This window comes from Oceanipulchritudo coccoides (assembly GCF_010500615.1).
Taxonomy (GTDB): Bacteria; Verrucomicrobiota; Verrucomicrobiia; order Opitutales; family Oceanipulchritudinaceae; genus Oceanipulchritudo; species Oceanipulchritudo coccoides.
Map to the genome: position 1 here is coordinate 818,176 of NZ_JAAGNX010000003.1, position 21,947 is coordinate 840,122.

The 21,947-nt window shown below is 56.4% G+C and carries 23 protein-coding genes and 1 tRNA gene; 12 read left to right on the forward strand and 12 right to left on the reverse strand.

The features are described from left to right. Positions 1-3: 3 nt before the first annotated feature. From G0Q06_RS14025 to G0Q06_RS14050, 6 genes are read right to left on the reverse strand one after another with little or no spacing between them, the layout of a single operon-like run. Positions 4-2,493 carry a DEAD/DEAH box helicase gene (locus G0Q06_RS14025; RefSeq protein WP_163967293.1) on the reverse strand — a complete coding sequence of 830 codons (2,490 nt, stop codon included), beginning with the start codon at positions 2,491-2,493 and terminating at the stop codon, positions 4-6. Between the two features lie 7 nt (positions 2,494-2,500). Further along, positions 2,501-3,499, reverse strand: a complete 999-nt coding sequence (locus tag G0Q06_RS14030) for a formylglycine-generating enzyme family protein (RefSeq protein WP_163967295.1) — start codon at positions 3,497-3,499, stop codon at positions 2,501-2,503. Between the two features lie 45 nt (positions 3,500-3,544). Then, complete coding sequence (locus tag G0Q06_RS14035) at positions 3,545-3,973, reverse strand: type II toxin-antitoxin system VapC family toxin (protein WP_163967297.1); 429 nt, start codon at positions 3,971-3,973, stop codon at positions 3,545-3,547. Beyond that, complete coding sequence (locus G0Q06_RS14040) at positions 3,970-4,218, reverse strand: type II toxin-antitoxin system Phd/YefM family antitoxin (protein WP_163967299.1); 249 nt, start codon at positions 4,216-4,218, stop codon at positions 3,970-3,972. Before G0Q06_RS14040 ends, G0Q06_RS14035 begins: the two co-directional genes overlap by 4 nt. A gap of 30 nt (positions 4,219-4,248) precedes the next feature. Continuing rightward, positions 4,249-6,231, reverse strand: coding sequence for a M48 family metallopeptidase (locus tag G0Q06_RS14045; RefSeq protein ID WP_163967301.1), 1,983 nt, complete (start codon positions 6,229-6,231; stop codon positions 4,249-4,251). A gap of 24 nt (positions 6,232-6,255) precedes the next feature. Then, positions 6,256-6,858 (reverse strand): LemA family protein, encoded by a 603-nt coding sequence (locus G0Q06_RS14050; RefSeq protein WP_163967303.1) that lies wholly within the window; start codon positions 6,856-6,858, stop codon positions 6,256-6,258. Positions 6,859-6,939: 81 nt separating this feature from the next. On the opposite strand from G0Q06_RS14050, the gene G0Q06_RS14055 reads away from it, so the two are divergent. Both G0Q06_RS14055 and G0Q06_RS14060 read left to right on the forward strand, forming a co-directional pair. Then, positions 6,940-8,736, forward strand: coding sequence for an ATP-binding cassette domain-containing protein (locus G0Q06_RS14055; protein WP_163967305.1), 1,797 nt, complete (start codon positions 6,940-6,942; stop codon positions 8,734-8,736). Positions 8,737-8,744: 8 nt separating this feature from the next. Beyond that, positions 8,745-8,939, forward strand: a complete 195-nt coding sequence (locus G0Q06_RS14060) for a hypothetical protein (protein ID WP_163967306.1) — start codon at positions 8,745-8,747, stop codon at positions 8,937-8,939. 137 nt (positions 8,940-9,076) lie between these two features. Here the strand turns inward: G0Q06_RS14060 and G0Q06_RS14065 are convergent, their stop codons facing one another. Beyond that, complete coding sequence (locus G0Q06_RS14065) at positions 9,077-10,357, reverse strand: anaerobic sulfatase maturase (RefSeq protein ID WP_163967308.1); 1,281 nt, start codon at positions 10,355-10,357, stop codon at positions 9,077-9,079. Positions 10,358-10,456: 99 nt separating this feature from the next. Between G0Q06_RS14065 and radC the strand changes: the two genes are divergently transcribed. Then, entirely contained in the window at positions 10,457-11,152 is a 696-nt protein-coding gene (gene radC, locus G0Q06_RS14070) for a RadC family protein (RefSeq protein WP_163967310.1), read from the forward strand. A 31-nt stretch (positions 11,153-11,183) separates the two neighbouring features. Beyond that, positions 11,184-11,591 (forward strand): GxxExxY protein, encoded by a 408-nt coding sequence (locus tag G0Q06_RS14075; protein ID WP_163967312.1) that lies wholly within the window; start codon positions 11,184-11,186, stop codon positions 11,589-11,591. On the opposite strand, the gene G0Q06_RS14080 is transcribed toward G0Q06_RS14075, so the two are convergent. Beyond that, positions 11,592-12,053, reverse strand: a complete 462-nt coding sequence (locus G0Q06_RS14080; RefSeq protein ID WP_163967314.1) for a GAF domain-containing protein — start codon at positions 12,051-12,053, stop codon at positions 11,592-11,594. A 115-nt stretch (positions 12,054-12,168) separates the two neighbouring features. Between G0Q06_RS14080 and G0Q06_RS14085 the strand changes: the two genes are divergently transcribed. Together G0Q06_RS14085 and G0Q06_RS14090 are read left to right on the forward strand one after the other, a co-directional pair. Then, positions 12,169-12,648: an FKBP-type peptidyl-prolyl cis-trans isomerase gene (locus G0Q06_RS14085; protein WP_163967316.1), complete on the forward strand. Its 480-nt coding sequence runs from the start codon at positions 12,169-12,171 to the stop codon at positions 12,646-12,648. Positions 12,649-12,761: 113 nt separating this feature from the next. Continuing rightward, positions 12,762-12,851, forward strand: a tRNA-Ser gene (locus G0Q06_RS14090). A 26-nt stretch (positions 12,852-12,877) separates the two neighbouring features. Here the strand turns inward: G0Q06_RS14090 and G0Q06_RS14095 are convergent. After that, positions 12,878-13,387, reverse strand: coding sequence for a c-type cytochrome (locus G0Q06_RS14095; protein WP_163967318.1), 510 nt, complete (start codon positions 13,385-13,387; stop codon positions 12,878-12,880). 130 nt (positions 13,388-13,517) lie between these two features. After that, a complete protein-coding gene (locus G0Q06_RS14100) occupies positions 13,518-14,654 on the reverse strand; it encodes a hypothetical protein (RefSeq protein WP_163967319.1) in 1,137 nt (378 codons plus the stop codon). Between the two features lie 244 nt (positions 14,655-14,898). On the opposite strand from G0Q06_RS14100, the gene G0Q06_RS14105 reads away from it, so the two are divergent. The 3 genes from G0Q06_RS14105 (at position 14,899) to G0Q06_RS14115 (ending at position 17,677) form a co-directional block, all read left to right on the forward strand. Further along, positions 14,899-16,566, forward strand: a complete 1,668-nt coding sequence (locus G0Q06_RS14105) for a tetratricopeptide repeat protein (RefSeq protein ID WP_163967321.1) — start codon at positions 14,899-14,901, stop codon at positions 16,564-16,566. 99 nt (positions 16,567-16,665) lie between these two features. Next, positions 16,666-16,815, forward strand: coding sequence for a DUF2256 domain-containing protein (locus G0Q06_RS14830; RefSeq protein WP_163967323.1), 150 nt, complete (start codon positions 16,666-16,668; stop codon positions 16,813-16,815). Continuing rightward, positions 16,808-17,677, forward strand: coding sequence for a glycoside hydrolase family 16 protein (locus tag G0Q06_RS14115; RefSeq protein WP_163967325.1), 870 nt, complete (start codon positions 16,808-16,810; stop codon positions 17,675-17,677). Before G0Q06_RS14830 ends, G0Q06_RS14115 begins: the two co-directional genes overlap by 8 nt. 33 nt (positions 17,678-17,710) lie before the next feature. Here the strand turns inward: G0Q06_RS14115 and G0Q06_RS14120 are convergent, their stop codons facing one another. Continuing rightward, on the reverse strand, positions 17,711-18,097 hold the full coding sequence (locus G0Q06_RS14120; protein WP_338045140.1) for a VOC family protein: 387 nt from the start codon (positions 18,095-18,097) through the stop codon (positions 17,711-17,713). Between the two features lie 22 nt (positions 18,098-18,119). Next, positions 18,120-18,308, reverse strand: coding sequence for a hypothetical protein (locus tag G0Q06_RS14125; protein ID WP_163967327.1), 189 nt, complete (start codon positions 18,306-18,308; stop codon positions 18,120-18,122). A gap of 140 nt (positions 18,309-18,448) precedes the next feature. Between G0Q06_RS14125 and G0Q06_RS14130 the strand changes: the two genes are divergently transcribed. The 3 genes from G0Q06_RS14130 to tnpA all read left to right on the forward strand — a co-directional run bounded on the left by G0Q06_RS14130 (position 18,449) and on the right by tnpA (position 21,693). After that, on the forward strand, positions 18,449-20,731 hold the full coding sequence (locus tag G0Q06_RS14130; protein ID WP_163967329.1) for a hypothetical protein: 2,283 nt from the start codon (positions 18,449-18,451) through the stop codon (positions 20,729-20,731). Positions 20,732-20,748: 17 nt separating this feature from the next. Then, entirely contained in the window at positions 20,749-21,165 is a 417-nt protein-coding gene (gene arfB, locus G0Q06_RS14135) for an alternative ribosome rescue aminoacyl-tRNA hydrolase ArfB (protein ID WP_163967331.1), read from the forward strand. A 75-nt stretch (positions 21,166-21,240) separates the two neighbouring features. Then, positions 21,241-21,693 carry an IS200/IS605 family transposase gene (gene tnpA, locus G0Q06_RS14835; RefSeq protein WP_163967332.1) on the forward strand — a complete coding sequence of 151 codons (453 nt, stop codon included), beginning with the start codon at positions 21,241-21,243 and terminating at the stop codon, positions 21,691-21,693. Positions 21,694-21,947 lie beyond the last annotated feature (254 nt).

Below are 21,947 nucleotides of genomic sequence, written 5' to 3' on the forward strand. Positions count from 1 at the left end.
AGACTAACCGCCAACCGGGTAAACGCCGGTCAATCTCATCACAACCTCCTGTTTCTCCCGGCTGGCCGGGATATCCACGCGGAAAACTGCTTCCCAGTCATTGAGGCCCCCGGGATCGACAAGCACCTGCGAGACAGCAAGGGCTCCGGGTTCTTTATCCGAATCAAAGTAAGTGTGCTTCTTGTTGCGGGCTTCCGGATCGAGCAGGAAGCATTCACGGGATTCAAAAAAGGCAAGGAATTGATCGGAAATCTCCGGCTCGGCATGGTTGCTGAGGATGGTTTTCAGAAGGCCAAAGATCTGTGTCCGGATCTCGCGCTGAAAGGCCTTTGTGTCGCGGGTCAGGTCGTATGACTCCGCCCGTTCGGGCTTATCACTCCCCTCCCTTGCCTGATAATTTGGATCCCTGAGGCGTTCCCATTCATCCAGCAAACTGGAATCGGTCCCAAGAATAATGTCGGCCAGATAATCCTCAGCGTCCCAGACATCCTCGGTCTTTTTGGCCTCTGGAACGGTCTGCGTAAGGACCTTGTACACCTGAGACAAATGCCTGAGCAACACACCCTCGGAGCGCTGCAACTTGTAGCGGTTCACATACTCGCTAAATCCAAGATAATCCTCGAACAGCTCCCGGGCGATGCTCTTGGGCTTCACGTTCTCCTCATCGACCCACGGATGCCCGGCCTTGAACTCGTTGAACGAATCGTAGAGAAATTCCCGCATTGGCTTGGGATGCTCGATTTCCTGCAGCCGTTCCATCCGTTCCTCGTAAGGAATCCCCTCCTCTTTCATTTCCCGGATACGGATCTCTTTCAACTTATCAATCTGCCGGTAGAGAATGACATCGGGATCCTCAACGATGGATTCGCACAGGCTGAGGACCTGCAGGACATATTCTGAATCCTCCGGATCCAACTGCTCAAGGGTGTCGATCAGGTAAAGCGAGAGGGCCTGATGCAATGAAAAGTCTTCCTGCAACTCGATATTCACCTCCAGCTTGCGGCCGCTCGGCCGGGGATCGATCAGTGAGATGATTTCCCGGTCATGCAATGCCCGGAACAGTTCCCATGCGCGTTTGCGCAGCTCGCGCTTGCGATAGTCGGTGACATGCGAATCACGGATTAACTGCCGGAGGACACGACAGCCGTCCTCGTCACGACTAAGGACAAGCAGGAGCATGCCGTGGTCGACATTGAATACCGGGGCGAGGTTCTCGTGCGGCGCAGTCTGCAACTTGGCAAAGGTTTTCTCATCCCAGCCAGGAACGCCTTCTGGTGCTGACTTTTTCGATACTTTTTTCTTTCCGCCTTTGGCTGCGGCTTTTTCCTCGGCCTTCTTGTTCTCAATCACATGCTCCGGGGCCTGCGCAATCACGTAGCCACAATCATCAAAGCCCCGCCGACCGGCTCGTCCGGCAATCTGTCGAAAGTCCCGAACGGAAAGAATGGCCGACTTGCGCCCGTCGTATTTCCACAACTGCGTGAAGACCACTGTCCGGATCGGCACATTAATCCCCACACCGAGGGTATCCGTGCCACAGATGATCTTGAGCAAGCCTTGCTGCGCAAGGCTCTCGACCAGGATGCGGTAACGCGGCAGCAAACCTGCATGGTGCACCCCGATGCCATGCCGCAACCAGCGTTTCAGGTCCTTGCCAAAGGGGCTTTTGAAAGATTGTTTGGAAAGAATCTCTCCGATGGTCTCGCGCTCCTCGCGCGTGCAGAGATTGACGCTGATGAATCCCTGCGCGGCTTCTGTCGCCGCACGCTGGCTGAAGTAGACCAGATAGGCCGGCACCTTGCCCTCCTGCGCGAGGGCCTCCACTCTCTGCACAATCGCCTCCTCGGAATATGAAAACTCGAGGGGAACCGGGCGTGTGTCACTCGATACGGTCACCACTTTGCGATTGGTTCGCTGGGTGAGGTCATCCTCGATGTCTGTCATGTCACCAAGTGTGGCTGACATGAGAAGAAACTGGGTCTGCGGCATCAGGAGCAGCGGCACCTGCCAGGCCGCACCGCGCTCGTTGTCGCCGTAGTAATGGAACTCGTCCATGACAACCGCTTCGATTTTGGCGCGCTCACCACCACACAAGGCCATGTTGGAGAGAATCTCAGCTGTGCAGCAAAGGATCGGGGCATGCGGGTTTACAGTGGCGTCCCCGGTCATGAGGCCCACGTTGTCGGGCCCATGAGCGCGACACAGGGAAAGGAACTTTTCATTCACAAGTGCCTTGATCGGGCAGGTGTAGACCGCCCGCTGACCCCTGCAGAGCGCAAGGAACAGGAGCGCACCGGCAACCAGTGACTTGCCAGACCCCGTGGGCGTACGCAAGATGACGTGCCGTCCCTCATACAGTTCAAGGATTGCTTCCTCCTGCTCCGCATAGAGCTCAAACCCACTCTCCTCCATTGCCGTCAGGAAGGCTTCGAGGATAGTTTCCGTTTCAGCACCCTTTTCCAGAGGAGCCAATGGTGCTAATTGTTGATCCATCGTGTCGCTATTCTTTCGCTACAGGGGAGTCGGGAATATCCGCGGCGCAGCGAAACCCGCAATTACCGGTTGAAGAATCGGGCGTGTTGGCCGTACGTGCGCCAACGCGATATCGATTGCAATAGGAATCGTGGCACAAGTATGAACCGCCGCGCATGACGCGCCCGGGACCACCGGTCTTGCCGAAATCCTGGCCGGTTTCCGGGCCCTTGGGATTGATCCGTGTCTCCGGCTTGTCCGGCACATGCCAGGTCGGGCTGAACCAGTCGGCACACCATTCCCAGACATTGCCCGCCATGTTATAGAATCCGTAACCATTCTTCGGAAAGCTCCTTGCCGGGGCGGTCCCGACATAGCCATCCTCGGCAGTGTTGGATTTGGGAAAGTCCCCCTGCCAGATGTTGCACATGTGCTTGCCCTTGGGGGTCAGCTCATTGCCCCAGCAATAACGCTCTTGGACGAGCCCGCCCCGCGCGGCATATTCCCATTCTGCTTCAGTCGGGAGGCGCTTGCCGGCCCAGTCTGCAAAGTGCTTGGCGTCATGCCAGGAGACATGCACGACCGGATAGTTCATGCGCTTCTTGATGTTGCTCCCCGGTCCTTCCGGTTTTTTCCAGCTCGCGCCCTCAACGCCCACCCACCAGTTCAGGCCATCCACCTTGCGTGAGCCCTGCAGCTTGCGCAGGATATTTCCGGGAACCAGCAGTTGAAAGACGTAGGACCATCCAAAACGTTCCGCTTCGGTCTTGTAGCCGGTTGATTCGACAAACTCCGCAAACTGAGCGTTCGTCACGGTCGTCATGTCCAGATAAAAGGGCCGGAGCTCCACTTCCCGGACCGGACCCTCACCATCCGCGGGCCAGCCGTCCTCGTCCGTGCAGCCCATCAGGAAAGTCCCGCCTTCGAGGCGGATCATGCCGGACAGATCAGGCGCACGTGAGGCGTGCTTCTCATCCGAAGGCTCCTCCGCGCTTCCAAATCCCTTTTCCGGCTTGCAACAATCCATGCCCTTAGATTCCCAGCGGAGGGGCCGGGCAGTCAAGGCATATGCTTAGGCTCTCCCAAGACAGAGCTCCACTCCCGAGGTACGGGCCGCTCGGACCAACCCCTTGTCGAGTGTCGCCAGCGGGAAACCCTGGCGAAGAGCAAGCTCCAGATATGCGGCATCGTATGTCGTTAGCTTGTATTGAATTCCAAGATCTATCGTCTTAACCCATGCGTGTTTCATCGTTTCAGGATCAATGCGGATATCCAGTTCTCCCAAATTGGAGAGAAATATCTCAATCCCGGCCTGATCAATGCGTTTGTGCTTCATCGCCCCCAGTAACACATTGCCCAGCTCCAAATGCCACAATGCGGGAACCCAAGCTGCGGCGCCTTTTCCAAGTTCCCTCAACAATCCATCACAGTCTTTTCTCGCCTCGTCAGCAAAGATCCACGGAAGAGTGGCTGAGCAATCCAGGACAAAGGATCGGCTCATTTCCTACCCTCCTCGCGCAACGCTTTCCCATCCAGTCCGCCAAGTTTGTAGTGACCCCGTTCCTCCAGAATCCTGTCTGCCGAGTGTTTTCGCTTTTCCCGGGAATCCGCTGAATAGGAAGTGAGCGAAGCCACAGGGCGGTCATGTTTGGTGATGGTAAATGATTCACCCCGCTGGACTCGCTCAAGGAGTTCGCTCAACTTGGTCTTCGCTTCAAAGGCGCCAATCGAATGGGTTGCTTTCATCCAATTAAACTAGTCTATCCGACCAGTTTGTCAATTGGATAAAGCGCCACCCAGCGGAGGGGCCGGGCAGTCAAGGCTGAGGCTCAACATGCGGAGAGATTCTGCTTCCTCGGGAAGCAATTTGCCATCTGCCTTGATGCAATGGACAACAGCCCGGAGGCACTGGGCGCGGATAGCAAAGGCGGATGAGCGCAGGATATCCAGGGAATGATCTAATTGGCCCATATCGCCTTCCCCGGCCTCGTGATAGCTAACCTTGCCATTCAGGAGGTAAAGTGGAGTGACCGCTTCCGAGACAAGCGCAGCCGGCTGACCGGCTCCAGCCGCTTCACGGGCCACAATGGAGAGCAGATTCCCAACCGCTTTGGCGACTTCCGGTTTTAACTGCATGTATTGGACTGATGAATCCGAGCTGGCCGAGCCACTGCCACGGGCAAGGCGTTCGCGTAGGATTCGCCGCACACAAAATTCATAGAGGCTCAGGTGCTCATCCACCTGGATCAGGCTGTTGAGCAGGGTCAGAAAATCTTCCCTGCCGGGCAGCGGGGACTGCGTAAGCGTCGTAGTCGACAACTCCAGCGCGGCCAATCGGGTCTCCCTTGGCAGGGCAAGGACCTGATCATATGCCTCGCGGATTGAGGTAATCTCATCCGGCGAGAATGCCGCCTCGACGACTTTCCACTGGGCGTCGTCATCCAAGGTGTTATCAGCCATGACAAGGGCCAGAATCACCTTTCGGGCGCCCTCGCTTTCGCGCATGCGGCTGTCAAGGGATTCGGGAATCGCCCCGGTGATCTGCTGCGCTGTAGCGAGATTTCCGGTACTCATGGTCCCGATCGCCCCGAGAATGGCCATTCCCTCGATCATCTGGCGACCGCTTGGGCGGGCCGCCTTGGCAGCTTCTTCGGAGGGAGCCTTTTCGGGTTTTCTTTTGACCGGGCGATGGCGATCGTACTTACCGTCCCACTGTGGATCAATGAGCCGGATGCGTTCATCAAGAGGCGGGTGCGTGGCCAGCGCGCTGCTGAAGCCACGGGCCAGCCCGTCGGCAAAGAACATGTGTGCCGCCTCGCTGGCGCTGGGATGCTCAAGAACGGCATGGGTCGAGTGACTGCCGATCTTCTTGAGCGCACCGGCGATGCCATCGGGATTCCGTGTGAATTGTACCGCTGCAGCATCAGCCAGATACTCGCGCTGACGGGAGATAGCCGCCTGGATCAGGCGGGCAAAAAAGCTGCCAATGTAGCCAATTATGGTGACAAGAATGACCACGACAATCACGGCAATGATCAGCGCGCCGCCGTTACCCTTGCCGCCCCCGCTGCTTCTGCGGCGTCCACCACTGGCATAAATTCCACCACGGAAGATCGATCCCAGGAGGCGACCGAAAATGGTCAGCATGACGATCCCGAAGAGCACGCCCATCAGGCGGATATTGAGCCGGCAATCACCGTGCAGGACGTGGCTGTATTCGTGAGCCACTACACCCTGCAGCTCGTCGCGGCTCAAAGTGGCAAGGGCACCCGCCGAAACGGCAATGACCGCGTCATCCCGTCCCCACCCCGCGGCAAAGGCATTGATGGAAGCTTCCCGGTTGAGGATATACACTTCCGGAACCGGAACACCTGAAGCAATGGCCATTTCCTCGACAACATTGAGTAACTGCTTGCGTTTGTGGTCGTTGGTACTGCGGTCGACACGTTCCCCGCCAAGGGAGGTAGCGACACTCGCTCCACCGCCGCGCAGGGACAGGGTCTTGTAGAGCGATCCCATGCCGACGAGCAGGACAACCCCAATGGCTGTCCATACGATGCGTCCCGTGTCCACCACATCCATACGATCCATGGGCGAATAGGTCGCACCTTCGGGGCGTGAGAGTTGGTGGTAGGTGAATTCCCCGACGGTGACTGCCAGGTAGACACAAACCACGATGCAAACCACCGCGACCGCGTAGAAGAATACCAGCCGTTTCGTCTTCCGGATGGCGTTGTCTTGAGCTTCAAAGAAATCCATTCAGGCAATTGAGCAGAGTGACCCTCAGGAATTGAAGCTGACCTTGGGGGCCGCCTTTTCCGCTTCGTCCTCAATCTCAAAGAGCTGGGCTTCGCCGAAGTTGAACATGCCTGCAAAAATCACGGCCGGGAATTGCTCACGCCGCGTGTTGTAGGTCATGACTGAGTCATTGTAGGACTGGCGGGCGAAGGAGATCTTGTTCTCCGTCGAGGTCAGTTCCTCAGTGAGCTGCATCATGTTCTGGTTGGCTTTCAGGTCGGGATAGGCTTCCGCGAGGGCAAAAAAGCGGCCCATTGCCCCGCCGAGGGCGGTTTCCGCGCCCATGAGGCCCTTGATGGCGCTTGGATCGCCCGGATTTCCAGCCGCTTTGGCTCCAGCGGATGCCGCCGCATTACGCGCCTGAATGACCGCTTCCAGCGTCTCGCGCTCGTGTTTGAGATAGCCTTTGGCCGTCTCGACGAGGTTCGGAATCAAGTCATAGCGCCGCTTGAGCTGCACATCAATCTGCGCGAAGGCATTCTTGAATCGGTTACGCAGGGTAACCAGGCTGTTGTAGATGCCTACCGCGTAGAGCGCCAACATCACCACGATTACCAATAGAACTCCTAATATTATCCATGCTGTCATTCTGACAAATTGTAAAATTGGCGGAATTCTGGCGAGAGAATTATTGAACTCGCTATCCGCGCAGATTGCTTAAACTACCCCATGCTTTCATTGGTCAACTTGTCCCTTGCCTATGGGGGGCCACCACTTTTCGACAAGACGTCGATGGAAATCCAGCCAGGTGACCGGCTGGCCCTGATTGGCCGGAACGGGTCCGGAAAGTCTTCCCTGTTGAAGGTGATTTCAGGCGAAGTGCCGCCGGATGCCGGGGAACGCATCCTTCAGGGCAAGCCGCTGGTCGCGACGATGCCGCAGGAGATTCCCGAGTTGCCGGGAAAGTCCGTCGAAGAGGCCTTGCGAGACCAGCTCAGCGACCAGCACCTTGACGATTGGGAAGTGGAGGCGCGCCTGCACAAGTGCCTCTCCGATCTTGAGATGTCGGAGGAGACGCCCTACCCGACCCTGAGCTCGGGCCAGAAGCGCCGGGTCCTGCTGATGGCCTGTCTGGTGCGCGAACCGGATATTCTCCTCCTGGATGAGCCTACCAATCACCTGGATGTGGAGGCGATCCAGTGGATGGAGTCGGTCCTGATGAATTTCAAAGGTGCCCTCCTGTTCATTTCGCACGACCGGTCGTTCATCCGCGCCTTGGCGAAGTCGATCCTCGATCTTGACCGGGGTAAGCTGACCCGTTGGAACTGCGATTATGATACCTACCTGATCCGCAAGGAGGAAGCATTGGAAGCGGAGAGCAAGCAGAACGCGGTCTTCGACAAGAAGCTGGCTCAGGAGGAGGCATGGATCCGTCAAGGCATCAAGGCCCGGCGCACGCGCAACGAGGGACGCGTACGGCATTTGCTCAAGATGCGCGAAGAGCACCGGCAACGGCGCTCCAAGACGGGCAATGTCGCTCTCAATGTCACCGCCAGCCAGCAGGCATCCGGTCACAAGGTGATCAACGCGGAAGAGATCTCCGCGGAATACGAGGGGCAGTTGGTCTTCAAACCCTTCTCCTGCGAAATCCTCCGTGGTGACCGGGTTGGCATCCTCGGTCCAAATGGCTGCGGAAAAACAACTTTGATCAAGATCCTGCTGGGCAAACTAACCCCGCCAAGCGGCACAGTCACCCACGGGACCAACCTGCAGGTGGCCTACTTCGACCAGAACCGGGAAGTGCTCAATGACGCGGCTTCAATCGTCGAAAACATTTCCGACGGAAATGAATTCGTCGAGGTCGGTGGCCAGCGCAAGCACATCGTCAGCCACCTGAAGGACTTTCTGTTCACCTCCGAACAGGCGCAAGCGCCCATCCACAATCTCTCCGGTGGGGAGCGCAATCGTCTCCTCCTCGCGAAGCTCTTCACCCGCCCGTTCAATGTCCTCGTGATGGACGAGCCCACCAATGATCTTGATCTGGAAACACTGGAATTGCTCGAGGAACAACTCGACCAGTTTGATGGAACCCTGCTCCTCGTTTCCCACGACAGGACCTTCATTGATAATGTGGTCACCGAGCTGCTGGTCTTTGAGCCCGACAAGACCATCCGCCCGATTGTCGGGGGATACGGCGACTACCTCACCTTCAAAAAGCGATCACAGGCACCCACAAAACCTGCCGGACAAACTGACAAATCCACTACAAAAAAGGGCAAGCCGCAGAAAGCCCGGCGCTTCCTCAATCGCGAACAACGCGAACTCGACGAACTCCCCGCCTTGATTGAGGCCCTTGAAGCTGAGCAGGAACAAATCGCCGCAGATCTGGCCAACCCGGAAAAACTCAAGTCAGATCCGGAGTTTGGCGCGACGGCCAAGATCCGTCTTGATGAAATCGATACAATCCTTCACGAAAAATACGCGCGCTGGGAAGAGTTGGAAGCGTTGAAGAAGGAGTTGACCTAAGCGCCACAATGAGTCGGCGCTTCAGCGCCGGTCACGCCTCAACCGGGCCTGAAGGCCCGACTCTTGGATACGAGAATTATCCCGAAGAACCGCCACACGGAGTCGGCGCTTCAGCGCCGGTCACGCCACAACCGGGCCGGAAGGCCCGACTCATGGATACGAAAATTATCCCGAGAAGCCGCCACACGGAGTCGGCGCTTTAGCGCCGGTCACGCCACAACCGAGCCTGAAGGCCCGACTCTTGGATACGAGAATTATCCCGAAGAACCGCCACACGGAGTCGGCGCTTTAGCGCCGGTCACGCCACAACCGGGCCTGAAGGCCCGACTCATAGGCTCCGTTACGCCGGCTTGGGGAGGCGCTTTTCCTTGATCAGTTGCATTACCGCGGCTGGGGGCTGGCCGTTGCGGTAGAGCTCTGCCATGGCCTTCATGTAGGGGTCCATCTTGCCGAAGATAAAACGGTATCCCGAGCAGAGGTAATTGAGGCCGGGATCGTCCTCGGGGGTGAGCAGGAAGCGGTGTTTCGGGCAGCCACCATTGCAGGTGAAGCGAAAGTCACACTCGATGCAGAACTTGGGAAGGGTCTCGCGCTTGGCCTTTCCAAATGCCTTCTGCTGGGGGCTGTCGGCCATCTCGGCCATCGATTGCTCATTGATGTTGCCGATTTTGAATTCCGGATAAACGTAGTGATCACACGAATACAGGCTTCCATCGTGCTCGAGCGCCATGGCCCGTCCACATTCCTCGCTGTAGACACAGAGCCCACCAGGGACACCCGCCCATTTACCAAGCGCGACATCGAACAATTGAACATAGATTTTTCCGACATCGTGCTGGACCCAGCGCTTGAACATGCTCCACATGAAGCGCCCGTAAGCCTTTGGCTGAACACTCCAGTCGGTGACGGGTGCATCAAGGTTCTCGTCCTCCTCGGCAAATTTCGGAGGAGTGGCATGGCTCAAACCCAGCTTCTTTGCCTCTGCGTCGGGCAGGCGCTCGATAATCGGGATAAACTGCATGTAGCGCGACCCGATGCCTTTCAGGAAGGCGTACACCTCAGCGCCCTTGTCCTGGTTGGCTCGGTTGACGCAAGTCAGCGTGTTGAAATCCACGCGGTGTTTCTTGAGGAACTCAAGCCCCTTCATTACCTCGGCATGGCTACCCGCCCCGCTTCGTTTGACCCGTAGTGCATCATGCACCTCGGCGGGTCCATCAATACTGAGCCCGACAAGGAAATTCTCACGCTTAAGGAAGGCTCCCCACTCGTCATCGAGGAGCGTTCCATTTGTCTGGAAGGCATTATCGATCTGCCGGCCCTTGCCATACTGCTTCTGCCACTTGACGACCTTCTCGAAGAAATCCACACCGCAAAGGGTTGGCTCGCCACCTTGCCAGGCGAAGGTCACCGGATCGGCCGGCTGTGCCTCGATGTAGCGCCTCACATAGGACTCCAGCGTGGCATCATCCATTTTCCAGCGCTCCCCGTCTCCGAACAAAACCTCCTTCTCGAGATAAAAACAATAGGTACAATCGAGATTACACTTCGGCCCGATTGGTTTTACCATGATGTGAAAGGGTGCGCTGGCACGGGATTCCTCGATTTCCTTGGGGGCTGACATGGGAACACAAATGGTGCCAAGCGCCTACCCGATGACAATTGAAAATTTCCGTTGACCAGCAGGTGTCTTAAGTAACGCTTTAAAGATTAGCTAATTTCTATGACTTCCTTGAATACCATTCCATTGGGCGAACGGCCGCAGGAGCGCTTGCAAATGAAAGGGCCCAATGCCCTTTCGGACGCTGAGTTGCTGGCGATTGTCCTGCGAAGCGGGACGCGCGGATGCGATGTCCTGAGCCTTTCCCATAAGATCCTCCACGGTAGCGGATCCCTGCGCGGGCTCCTGCGGCTCACGGTGGAGGACATGCAGGCGTACCCCGGCATTGGCGGAGTGAAGGCCTTGCAGTTGCAGGCGATGATTGAGATAGCGCGCCGGGTCCTCTCCACCGGCGAGGCGGCGCCGTTAATGGATAGCCCGGAACGTATCTACAACTGGTTGCGCCCGATTGCCGACGGGGAACCGGTGGAAAAGTTCTGGGTCTTGTCGCTGAGCCGGAAGAACCGGTTGCTCCGTTGCCAGGCGGTGACAAGCGGGACAGCCACGGCGAGCTTGGTACATCCGCGGGAGGTGTTCCGCGAAGCCATCCGCAACAGCGCATCGGCACTGGTCTGTGCGCACAACCATCCGAGTGGCGACCCCTCGCCCAGTCAGGCGGACATCCGGGCAACGCGCCAATTGCGCGAAGCTTCGAAAGTCGTACAACTCGATTTACTGGACCATGTCATCATCGGCCAGCGCGAGCACGACCCGGCCGGCAGCGGCTACTACTCATTCGCCGAGTCCGGTATACTTTGAGGGTTAACTACAAATTTCGCGAATCCAACGAATGCCACTGATTTACAAAGAAGAATCATTCAAAATCGTCGGTGCCTGCTTTGAGGTATACAACCTTCAAGGACATGGATTCCTTGAAGCGGTTTACCAAGAATGTCTTGAGATTGAATTTCGCAAGCGAGGTATTCCATTCGAAAGCCAGATTTCATTAAGGCTTCAATACAAGGATTGTCACCTACGGCACAGATACATTGCAGATTTCTTATGCTTTGAATCTGTGATTGTGGAAATCAAAGCCCATAAGGAATTGGCTAAGGAGCATCGAGCTCAGACAATTAATTACCTCAAATCAACAGGGTTCCAGCTGGGGATATTAATCAATTTTGGAAATCCAAGAAAACTGGAGTACGAACGATTCCTTAACCTGAAAAACGATAAGAAAAATTCGTGCAATTCGTAGTTAAATAACCAGCGTGCAGATGGCGGTGAGCTCGGCCTCGTCGATTTCATCAAACGCCGCCGGCAGGTCCGAGTCGACATCCAGCACCGCGCGCACGCAACCGGACTTGTCCATCACCGGAACGACAATCTCCGACTTGGTCGTGCTGGAGCAGGCGATGTGTCCCGGGAAGGATTCCACATCATCGATGCGCAGCGTTTTTGCCTCCCTTGCCGCGGCCCCACAGACCCCGCGCTCAAAAGGGATCACCAGGCAACCATGCCCGCCCTGGTAGGGTCCGATCTTCAGCAAACCTGACTTAACCACGCGATAGAAGCCGGTCCAATGGAAATATTCGAAACTGTTGTGCAGCTCACAGGCAATGGTGGCCATGACCGCAATTTCATCTGATTCGCCCTCAATCAATGCTTGGATGCGGTGTCGTACCTGCCGGTAGCGTTCTTGTTTTACAGACTGGTCCATTTCCAGAAAACTAACACGGAAAGCCTGTCGCACAACTGACAAAATGAGATTCGGGAAGGGCCGAGGGGAACTAATCCCTTGCATTTCCCAAAGCCCTGCGGCTAGCCTCCCCAGAATGCAGATATCATCAAACAGCGTTGTCTCAATGCATTACACCCTGACCGACCCTGCTGGCGAAGTCCTCGACTCCAGCCAAGGCAAGGATCCCCTCGCCTACCTGCACGGCCACGGAAACATCATTCCCGGGCTTGAAAAGCAGCTCGAGGGCAAAGTCGTCGGCGACAAGCTGATTGCTGAAGTCCCTGCCGCCGAAGCCTACGGCGAGCCCAACGACGACCTGGTTGTCGAGGCCTCCCGCGACCAATTCCCGGGAGATGTCGACCTCCAGCCGGGCATGCGCTTTCAGGCCCAGACCCCGCAAGGCCCCCGGATTGCCCAGATCAAGGCAGTCGATGGCGACAAGGTCACCGTCGACACCAACCACCCGCTGGCCGGTGTTGATCTCAAGTTTGACGTGGAAATTATCGAAGTTCGTGAAGCCTCCAAGGAGGAAATTGATCACGGACATGTCCACACGGGCAAGGACGGCCATTAATTTTGAGGCTTCTTCCAGAGGCCACAGGAATGGCTTGATTCCGTTCAGGAATTACGCCTAATTCCAAACTCGTCGGGCAAGCTCCCCTTGGCCGGCATAATCTAATTCAACACGGTGGGATGGCAGAGTGGCCGAACGCGGCGGTCTTGAAAACCGTTAGGCCGGAAACGGTCTCGGGGGTTCGAATCCCTCTCCCACCGCCATTTTTGCCTGCGACAACGCTCCTCCCTTACGGCCCGTATTCAAGCTCGTAGGGATAGTAATTCATCGGATACTGGGGCATGACCACGGTGTACTGGTTCTGCAGGTAGGTCACGAGGTCAATCATCTGCCGTGTGGTCATCTGGGCCGTCAAGTCCGGCATGATGGAATTGCCATCGGCGTTCATCAGGATCTTGTGGACTTCCGGGCGAATACTTTCCGAGGGATGAATGACCGCTGTCACCAGTTCCCCGTAGGTCTTCACGACATGGATCTCCCCGCCAAGGACAACATGCCATTCCTGTGGGCGGTCCGGCATTGGAAAATCCTTCGATCCTTTCACGGAATGGCAATCCATGCACCGAAGATCCCTGAAAGTGACCTTGCCTGCTTCAACATCTCCGGGCGGCAATCGAAACCCGACTGACTGGTCACTTCGCAACACCTTCATGGCGGTGCTGTAGCCAAACCAGAAGACGAGGAAGGCCATCGCGGCGATGAGGATGATAATAGCTGATTTGTTCGACTGCTTTTTCATGCAAACCTCCTATATGACTTATAGCCAATCAGGAGGATTGAGACAAGTTCAAACCAGCAGGGAGAGCGGCACCGGTACGGCCACAATCCCCGGATATCAATCCCGGATTATCAAAGGGGAATCCGAAGGCTTAAAAGAAGGCTCTACCGTACAGGTTGACCCAGCCGGAGCCTGCCTCAAGACCACCCGGACGGACATACATCCAACGCTCGAGGACATGGCTGTAGCCAAAATCCGTTCCGTCGACCATGACCAGCCCGAGGCTTTGCGTCCCTTCCGCCAGATCAGGGACATAGACCCAGCCACTGTCGGTCGCTACCACCTCTTCAACAGCAAAGAGCCAGTCGCCCGTCTTGAATGACCAGACCCACGGCGCCAGCGGAACATACACGCCGCCACCAATCCAGAATTGGGCAAAGACAAAGCCGCTCGGCTGAACCTCATAACCCGCCCAGAAACTGCCGTTCATATTGAACTCCATTTCATAGCCGGTGAGCGTCGCCACCAAAGCCTCCGGCACAGTGACCGCATCGGATGCTGTATCAATTCGCTGAAAATATAAGTTCACGATGTACACGGTATTGTTGTTAAAAGTATTTGCCGGGAATGTGAACGATGTGCGGGTGGGCAGGAAGCCGAAGGCGCCTTCCGGATGGAAGTCATCAGAGCTCCAGGAAAAGCTGAGTCCAAACTGATCATACCCGTCGATCCGGAGTTGGACAAACCCGGCATAACCGGCACTGATGCCGGGGCCCTGCCCCTCCGTGAATTCCTCCCACTCGATTGTCACCGGCTGAGTGACATCCAATGACATCAGGTCGTTAAAGTTGGTCACTTTTAACGGGGTCAAGGGATTGTAGCTGCCGATGGTGATGGTTTCACTGAACGCGCCCACTGAATTTCCCGTTCCGCTGAATGTGTATGTGCCGGGCGAAATGACGCCGGCCACTTGCTCCGGATTCTGGACCTCCGCCTCGATCCCGTATCCCGGATCCTCCGGCCAGAACTCAAGAGGCTCTCCTCCGGGAAAGGAGGGACCCGTAAACGTGCCATTCGTGATCGTTTCCCCGGAGGTGAAAATACCCGCCTCCACACTGATGTTATTCCCAAACCGGTAATTATAGCGAAAGCCGAAAGGAACCAGCTTGTCGGATGAGGTCTGGACCATGAATTGATCGTATCCAGCGATAATAAAGTCGATTTGGGCCTGCGCGCCAAGCGGCAGGAAGCTCATGAGCAAGAGGAAGAATGGGAATCGTGTATCCATGGAAAATGCTTATCAAAACAAAGGCCCCGCAGGCAAGGCCATATTAGTGTAGCTATGTGTTTCTAGTAGAAATACTAATTTTTGGCCTCGCCAAACTTACGGGCAAATGGAATCTGGAAAACCGGTCCAGCAACAACCGGAACATCCCGCCAGCGCGCAGAACATAACCCTTGCTAATAAGATGTATTAGTTGCTTAATGGGAGACCCCTTGCGATCGACCCAATAACAAAAGCGACTAAACCTATGAAGAAGCGAAATTTCCCATTTCTGACTACATTCAAAAGCGCGATTGCCCTGCTGATGCTGGCGACCCCGTTCTCTGTAGAGGCTGGCGAGGGCCGGCTTTATCCGGGCTTTGGCAATTACCATCGGACGATGACAACCGAGTCCGAGGAGGCCCAGGCGCTATTCGACCAAGGGATGCAACTCTTGTATGGGTTTAACCATGACGAAGCGATCCGGACCTTTGAGGCAGCCGCGGTGAAGGACCCGGCGGCAGCGATGCCTTGGTGGGGAATTGCCTACGCCCACGGAGTCAACATCAACGATCCTGAAATGACGGAGGAGCGATCCGAGGCAGCGCGCGAAGCGGCTGACAAGGCGCTCGCCCTTGCCGGATCGGCGACACCGGTCGAGAAGGCCCTGATCCATGCGGTATCGGCCCGTTACGAGTGGCCCGCGCCGGAGGACCGCAAGCCATTGGATCGCGCCTATGCGGATGCGATGCAAAAAGCCTATGAGCAGTTTCCCGACGATGCGGATATCGGGGCCATCTACGCGGACTCACTGATGAACCTGCAACCGTGGGATTACTGGACTGTTGATGGCAGCCCAAAGGGACGGGTTGAGGAAATTGTGGCGGTCCTGGAGAAGGTGTTGGCCACCCGCGCGGACCATCCCGGGGCAAACCATTTCTATATTCATACAGTCGAAGCCTCGAAGAATCCCGACCGCGCCATACCGGCCGCGGACCGGCTGCGCACCTTGGTCCCGGGCTCGGGACATCTGGTGCACATGCCCTCGCACATCTACATCCGGGTCGGTCGCTACGCCGATGCGGTGGACGACAACAAGAGGGCCGTGGAAGTGGATCGCGCCTATTTCAAGGAAGCTCCGGCGCCGGCCATCTATGCGATTTATTACGCGCACAATCTGCACTTCCTCTGCTATGCGGCCATGATGTCCGGTCGGTTTGAGGAAGCCATGACGGCAGCGCGGGATCTCGAGCGGGAAATGCCAGAGGAACCCTTGATGGCGTTTGCCGGTTTGATTGATGGTATCATGCCAGCCAATTTCCATACCTTGATCCGCTTTGGAAAATGGGAACAGATTCTGGAGGAGCCAGCCTACAAGGATTACCGTCTGGTCAGTAATGCTGTCCGGCTCTATGCCCGTTCCATTGCGTGTTCATCCCTTGGGCGGACCGAGCAGGCGCGGGAGGAAATGGCGGCCTTCCAGAAAGCCATGGCAGCCGTTCCTGAGGATTGGCATATTTTCAACAACCGGGTCGACAAAGTCCTCCCAATCGCCAATGCGATGATCGAGGGAGAGCTTTTGTGGCGCGAAGGAAAGGCCGACGAAGCCTTTGCCTGCCTGCGCGCCGGAATCGAAGCCGAGGATGCGCTTGTCTACGATGAGCCGCCCGGGTGGATGCTTCCCGTGCGGCACGCATTGGGTGCCTTGTTGATGGCGGATGGCCGCGCCGCTGAAGCGGAAGCAGTCTACCGTGAAGATCTTCTTCGCAACCGCAAAAACGGTTGGGCCCTCACCGGACTGAAGCTGGCTTTGTTGGCGCAGGATAAAACTGACGAGGCCAATTCCCTCGAACCGCAACTCAAGGAAGCCTGGGCCAAGGCCGATTTCATCCCTGCTTCCTCGTGCTATTGCGAGCCGGGCCTGTCGATGAAATAGAGGACTTCCTCCAACATCACAGAGGCCCAGGAAGGGCAAGCAGGCCCTCGGGCTGGGCAATTCTTGCCACCGGTGAAATTCTGGGCCAAGTTCTCGTCCATGGCTCACAAGAAACCCAACCTGCCTACCAAGATCTGCCCGGTCTGCGAGCGCCCCTTTGCCTGGCGCAAGAAATGGGCGCGCTGCTGGGACTCGATCATCTACTGCTCGGGGCGTTGCCGTCGCAACAAACATCAAGACAATGGCTAACCGGAAATCCCTTATCCTCCTGCTTGGCGTCCTCGCCATACTCATCATAATCGGCTATCAAATGAATTCCAAATCCCCTGATTATCCCGCCTCCAATTTGCACACGGATGACTACGAGCCGGACAAGGAATGGAAGCTGGTCTGGGCAGACGAATTTGAGGGCGATACCCTCAACCCGGACAACTGGAACCGGCAAGTCGTGAAGGCGGGCCGGTTCAACAAGGAATGGCAGGCCTATACGGACAGCGTGGACAATGCCTACGTCGAGGAGGGCTGCCTCGTCATCAAGGCGATCCATCACGGCGATTGGCACGGGCGCGACCAGTACAGCTCCGCGCGGTTAAACACCGCTGGCAAGCAGGCATGGAAGTATGGCAAGGTGGCGGCCCGCATCCAACTCCCCCACGGCAAGGGGATGTGGCCGGCCTTCTGGATGCTCGGGACAAACTGCGATGAGAATGGTGGCGATACGCCATGGCCGTTCTGCGGGGAAATCGACATCATGGAGATGTATGGAAGCAAGAACGATGCTGTGGTTGAGGCGAACATCCACTTTGCCGACATGGAAGATAAGCACGAAATGCTGGAGGCCATCCCTTTCGAATTAGAAAAGGGCATCTTCGCTGACCGGTTCCATGTCTTCGAGGTTGAGTGGGATCAGGAAGCAATCACCTGGAAGATGGATGGTGAAACTTACGCCACCGTCGACATTTCAACAGAGGACAAAAGAGAGTTTCATCAGGAGTATTTTATCCTCCTGAACATTGCCGTTGGCGGTGCATGGGCCGGGCGCCCCGACGCCACGACCCCGTTCCCCCAGTTCATGTATGTCGACTGGGTCCGCGTGTACCAGAAGGATTAGGGCGTCATTGATTCAGGGAGGCGACAGTGCGCCTCAGCTCCGTGCGCGGCTGAGCATGATCTGGTTGCCGTCGGTATCCTCACACATGGCCAGATGCGGCGGTTCGCCATTCTCGGGTTGAGGCTCGCGCGCGCACTTGCCGCCGGCCGCAATGACCTCGGCCGCACCTGCAACCACATCCGCCACTTGGAAGGTCAGGCCGGTCCAGGTTTGCTTGCCTTCCCCGCCCCCATGGATCGCGATCAGGCCGCCCGCGACCGACAATTCCGTGATGTGCGGATTCTGCCTACTGATCGACGCGCCAAAAACCGTCTGATAAAAATTTGCCGCCCGGGCCGCATCCGCCGCCCAGATCGTGACCTTCAATTTTTCAACCTGCATGGAGAACAGTCTCCATGATTCAAGTAGCGAAGCGACCACATTCGCTCCCTACCCCGGCCTGTTAAAGCATCCGGCCCTGCCCAAAGCCGATCACCTTCCGGCAGTGGGGGCAGAAGTAGACCACGTTTGTCCCGTGTGCGATGGGAAAGCCTTTCGATCGCGTGTGGACCTCCGTCAGCTCCTTCTCGCAGTGTGGACAGATGGGAAGCAGGTCGTCTCGTTTGATGAATGTAAGCGGTTTCTCAGACATGTTTAATTTCCTCCAGCGATAGGTGATTCATACAACTCGTCCAAGGGAGCAGACCCAGCCTGACAGGTCTGCCGCTAAAAACAACCGTTTCCGCACCGGGACAGGGATTCTATTACCCTTGCCTAACCATGGTGAATGTCTTGGATTCTTCGAAGGTTGGCCATCTGGCGGCCCTTCTTTTGATCAGCATCAAGCAACTTGTGGAATCACCTGAAACAGAGCAAACCCCGGAAAAGCAAACCACCTTTCTCGGCGAACTGAAGCGCCGGAAGGTCTTCCGTGTGGCGGCGACCTACGCGGTCGTGAGCTGGTTGATCATCCAAGTGGCCTCTGCCACCTTCTCGGATTTCGGGATTCCCACCTGGGCCTTCCGGTTTGTTGTCTTGATGGTCCTTCTTGGATTCCCGGTTGCAGTCATCCTGGCATGGGCCTTCGAGCTCACACCGGGAGGGGTCAAGAAGAGTGCCGATGTGGACCGGGATAAATCCGACGAGGCGGAGCCCGGCCTGAACCGCAGGCGCAACTGGTATGCCATTGGAATGGCGGCAGCCCTGCCCACCCTCATCTTCGGAACGCTCTCCATCTTTTTCTACCTCAGCAAATCAGATCCCGCGCCCGAGGCGACGACCAGCGCAGCCGTCTCCACGGAGCGGCCCTATGTCATCGGTACCCTGGCGGTCCTTCCCTTCACAATCATCTCCGATGAGCCCGGTATCAAGGTGACGGCAGAAGGCCTTCATGACGAGATGCTGACGGTCCTCAGCGGGATGGATCCGCTCGACGTGGTGTCCCGGACCTCCACCCTTCGCTTCGGTGATTTCACCGCGAGCATCCCAGAGATTGGTCAGTCCCTGAATGCCAACTTCATCGTCGAGGGAAGCATCCAGAGCATTGGCCAGAAGCTCCGCCTCACCCTTCAATTGATCGAGGCCGCCACGGACAATCATATCTGGGCAAAATCCTTTGACCGTGATCCAGCCGATGCCGAGGACCTGATCCAATTCAACAAGGAGATTGCTTTCGAGCTGTCCATCCGGGTTTACCAAGCGCTGGAAGCGGCTTACCCCCCCAGCGACAAGGCAAGGGAGATTCGGGACGCCCGGCTGGCTGAGCTCGACGAGCAACTGCAGGCCCGGTATGTCGAATTTTGGGATTTCACAGCCCCGGATTCGCAGGAAAGGTCACTGGCCATCAAGGGAATCATCGCCGAAATTGTGCGCCTCGACCCGGATAATCCGGAGGCCTACGACAAGCTGACAGGCATCTCATATTCTGATCAAATATTTGGATTGCGGAACCGGTTCGATCCCGACTGGCGCAAGGAGTTCTACCTTATCCTCAAGCACGCCTATGCGGTCAATCCGGATGGCTTCGATGTGAACAAGCATTTGGGCATCTACTATATCCATTACGAGAACCGCCCCAACCAAGCCATCCCCTACAGCAAGAAGGCGATCCAGCTTGAAAAGGAAAGTCGCGGGGTCGTCGATGTCTACACCTACTATGCCTTGTTGGAATCGCTTTATGCCACCGGCCAGCACGCTGCCGCCCTCGAAATAGTCGAACAGGCCAAGGAGGAGGGGTTGACCGTTTTCTCCGGCGTGACCTGGTTCTGGGCGCAAGCCTACACGCTCAATGGGCGCTACCAGGAGGCCGTCGATTTCCTTGACGCGAAGATCGCGGAGGTGCGATCAGGCAATACAGCCCTCCAGGATGATCCGGAGACCATCCTTTTAAATTACGGATTCATGAAGGCCCAGATCCAGGCCCTCTGGAGCGGCAACCGGTCTTACTTCGATTCCTTTTTCCAGGACAACGAGGACAACAAGGCAATGACTGACCTGCCGCGGGCCTATTACGCGTTCTACTCGGGGAATTACGCCGAGGCTCTCGGATACATGTCCGGTCTCGATCAGGAGCAGTTGTCGCTCTGGCGACTGTCTGAAATGAGGGCGTGGATCTACCTCAAGAGCGGCAACGAGGCCCTTGCCCAATCCTACTTCCGCGGGTTCTTCAAGGAGATGGAGGAGTCCCTCGAGGGCCGATGGACGGCCCGGTACCGGCCCGACGTACATGCTGCCCAGCGCTCCTATGCCCATGCCTGCCTCGGCGAAAAGCAGGCAGCCCTCGAATGGGCGGACAAGGCCCTCGAGCGAACCGATCCGTCCCGCAACTTCTCGGACTATTTCGAAAGCATGTTGAAGCTCGCCATCTCCTTCACCGTTATCGGTGAGTCCGACCGCGCATGCCAGCTGGTCGACCAGATCCTTTCCAGTCCCTCCGGGATCACTACCGGAAACCTTCTCGTTGATTTCGGGCTCCAGCCATTGCGGGACAACCCCGCCTTCCAGGAGGTCATCCGCAAGCATGGCGACCAGCTCAAGGATCCCGCTATCCTTGAAAAGTTCTTCGGGGAACCATAGGCAATCCGGACCCACCCATGCTCCGTCTATCTGAACGCGTAACCATTCCCGATGAGGAAATCCTCATGCAGGCGGTACGTGCCCAGGGGGCCGGAGGACAAAACGTGAACAAGGTTTCCTCCGCGATTCACTTGTTCTTCAATATCCACGCATCCTCCCTGCCCGACTTCTACAAGCGGCGGCTCTTTGCCCATGCCGCCCACCGGATCAGCGAGGGCGGGGTCATTGTCATCAAGGCACAGGAATTCCGCACACAGGCAAAAAACCGCGAGGCCGCCTTGGAGCGCCTCAAGGAAATTATCCTCGCCGCCGCGGCCCCACGGAAAACCCGCAAGCCCACGCGCCCGACCCGCGGCTCAAAGGAACGCCGCATCACCAACAAGAAACAGCTCTCCGAAAAGAAACAGCGGCGGGGGAAACCGGACTACCCTTAAAATGGTGGGTGCTTGGGTTAAAATTGATCGATTTGGAAATTTGAATCGTTCAACCGACAACCGTGACATTCATCCATGCCACAATCGCTCGCTAAAATCCAAATCCACCTTGTTTATTCCACGAAGAATCGCGAACGAGTTATTGATGACGGAATTCGAACCGAGCTTCACGCGTACATGGGTGGGATTTTAAAACACATGAACTGTTATCCCGTTGAGCTAAATACGGAGCCGGATCATGCACATATATTATTTGTGCTCGGCCGAACCATTACAATTGCAGACACTGTAGCACACCTGAAGAGAAGCTCCACAAACTGGTTGCGGAGGAAGGATGATGCCCTAAGGAACTTTTATTGGCAGAGCGGATATGGAGCATTCTCGGTTAGTGAGTCAAATGGGTCGGCCGTCCAAGCCTACATTCGGAATCAGAAGCAGCACCATCGGAATTCCAATTTCAAGAATGAATTCCGTGCGCTTTTAAGGCAGCACGAAATTGAATTTGATGAACGATATGTTTGGGATTGATGATGTCCCGCGGCCCTTCCGATTACCCAGGCATCCCAAATGGCCCAACGGGCCGCAATATCTAGCCCAGGTTGAGGGTTCCGCAACGCCGAACCCGATGCCTGGGTATGAATGTGAATGGGGACGTATGTGCCCGGATATGAATATGAATGGATATGAAAATTGAATTTGATGAACGATATGTTTGGGATTGATGAAGATTGCCCAGGTTTGGGATCGACGATGTCCCGCGGCCCTTCCGATTACCCAGGCAT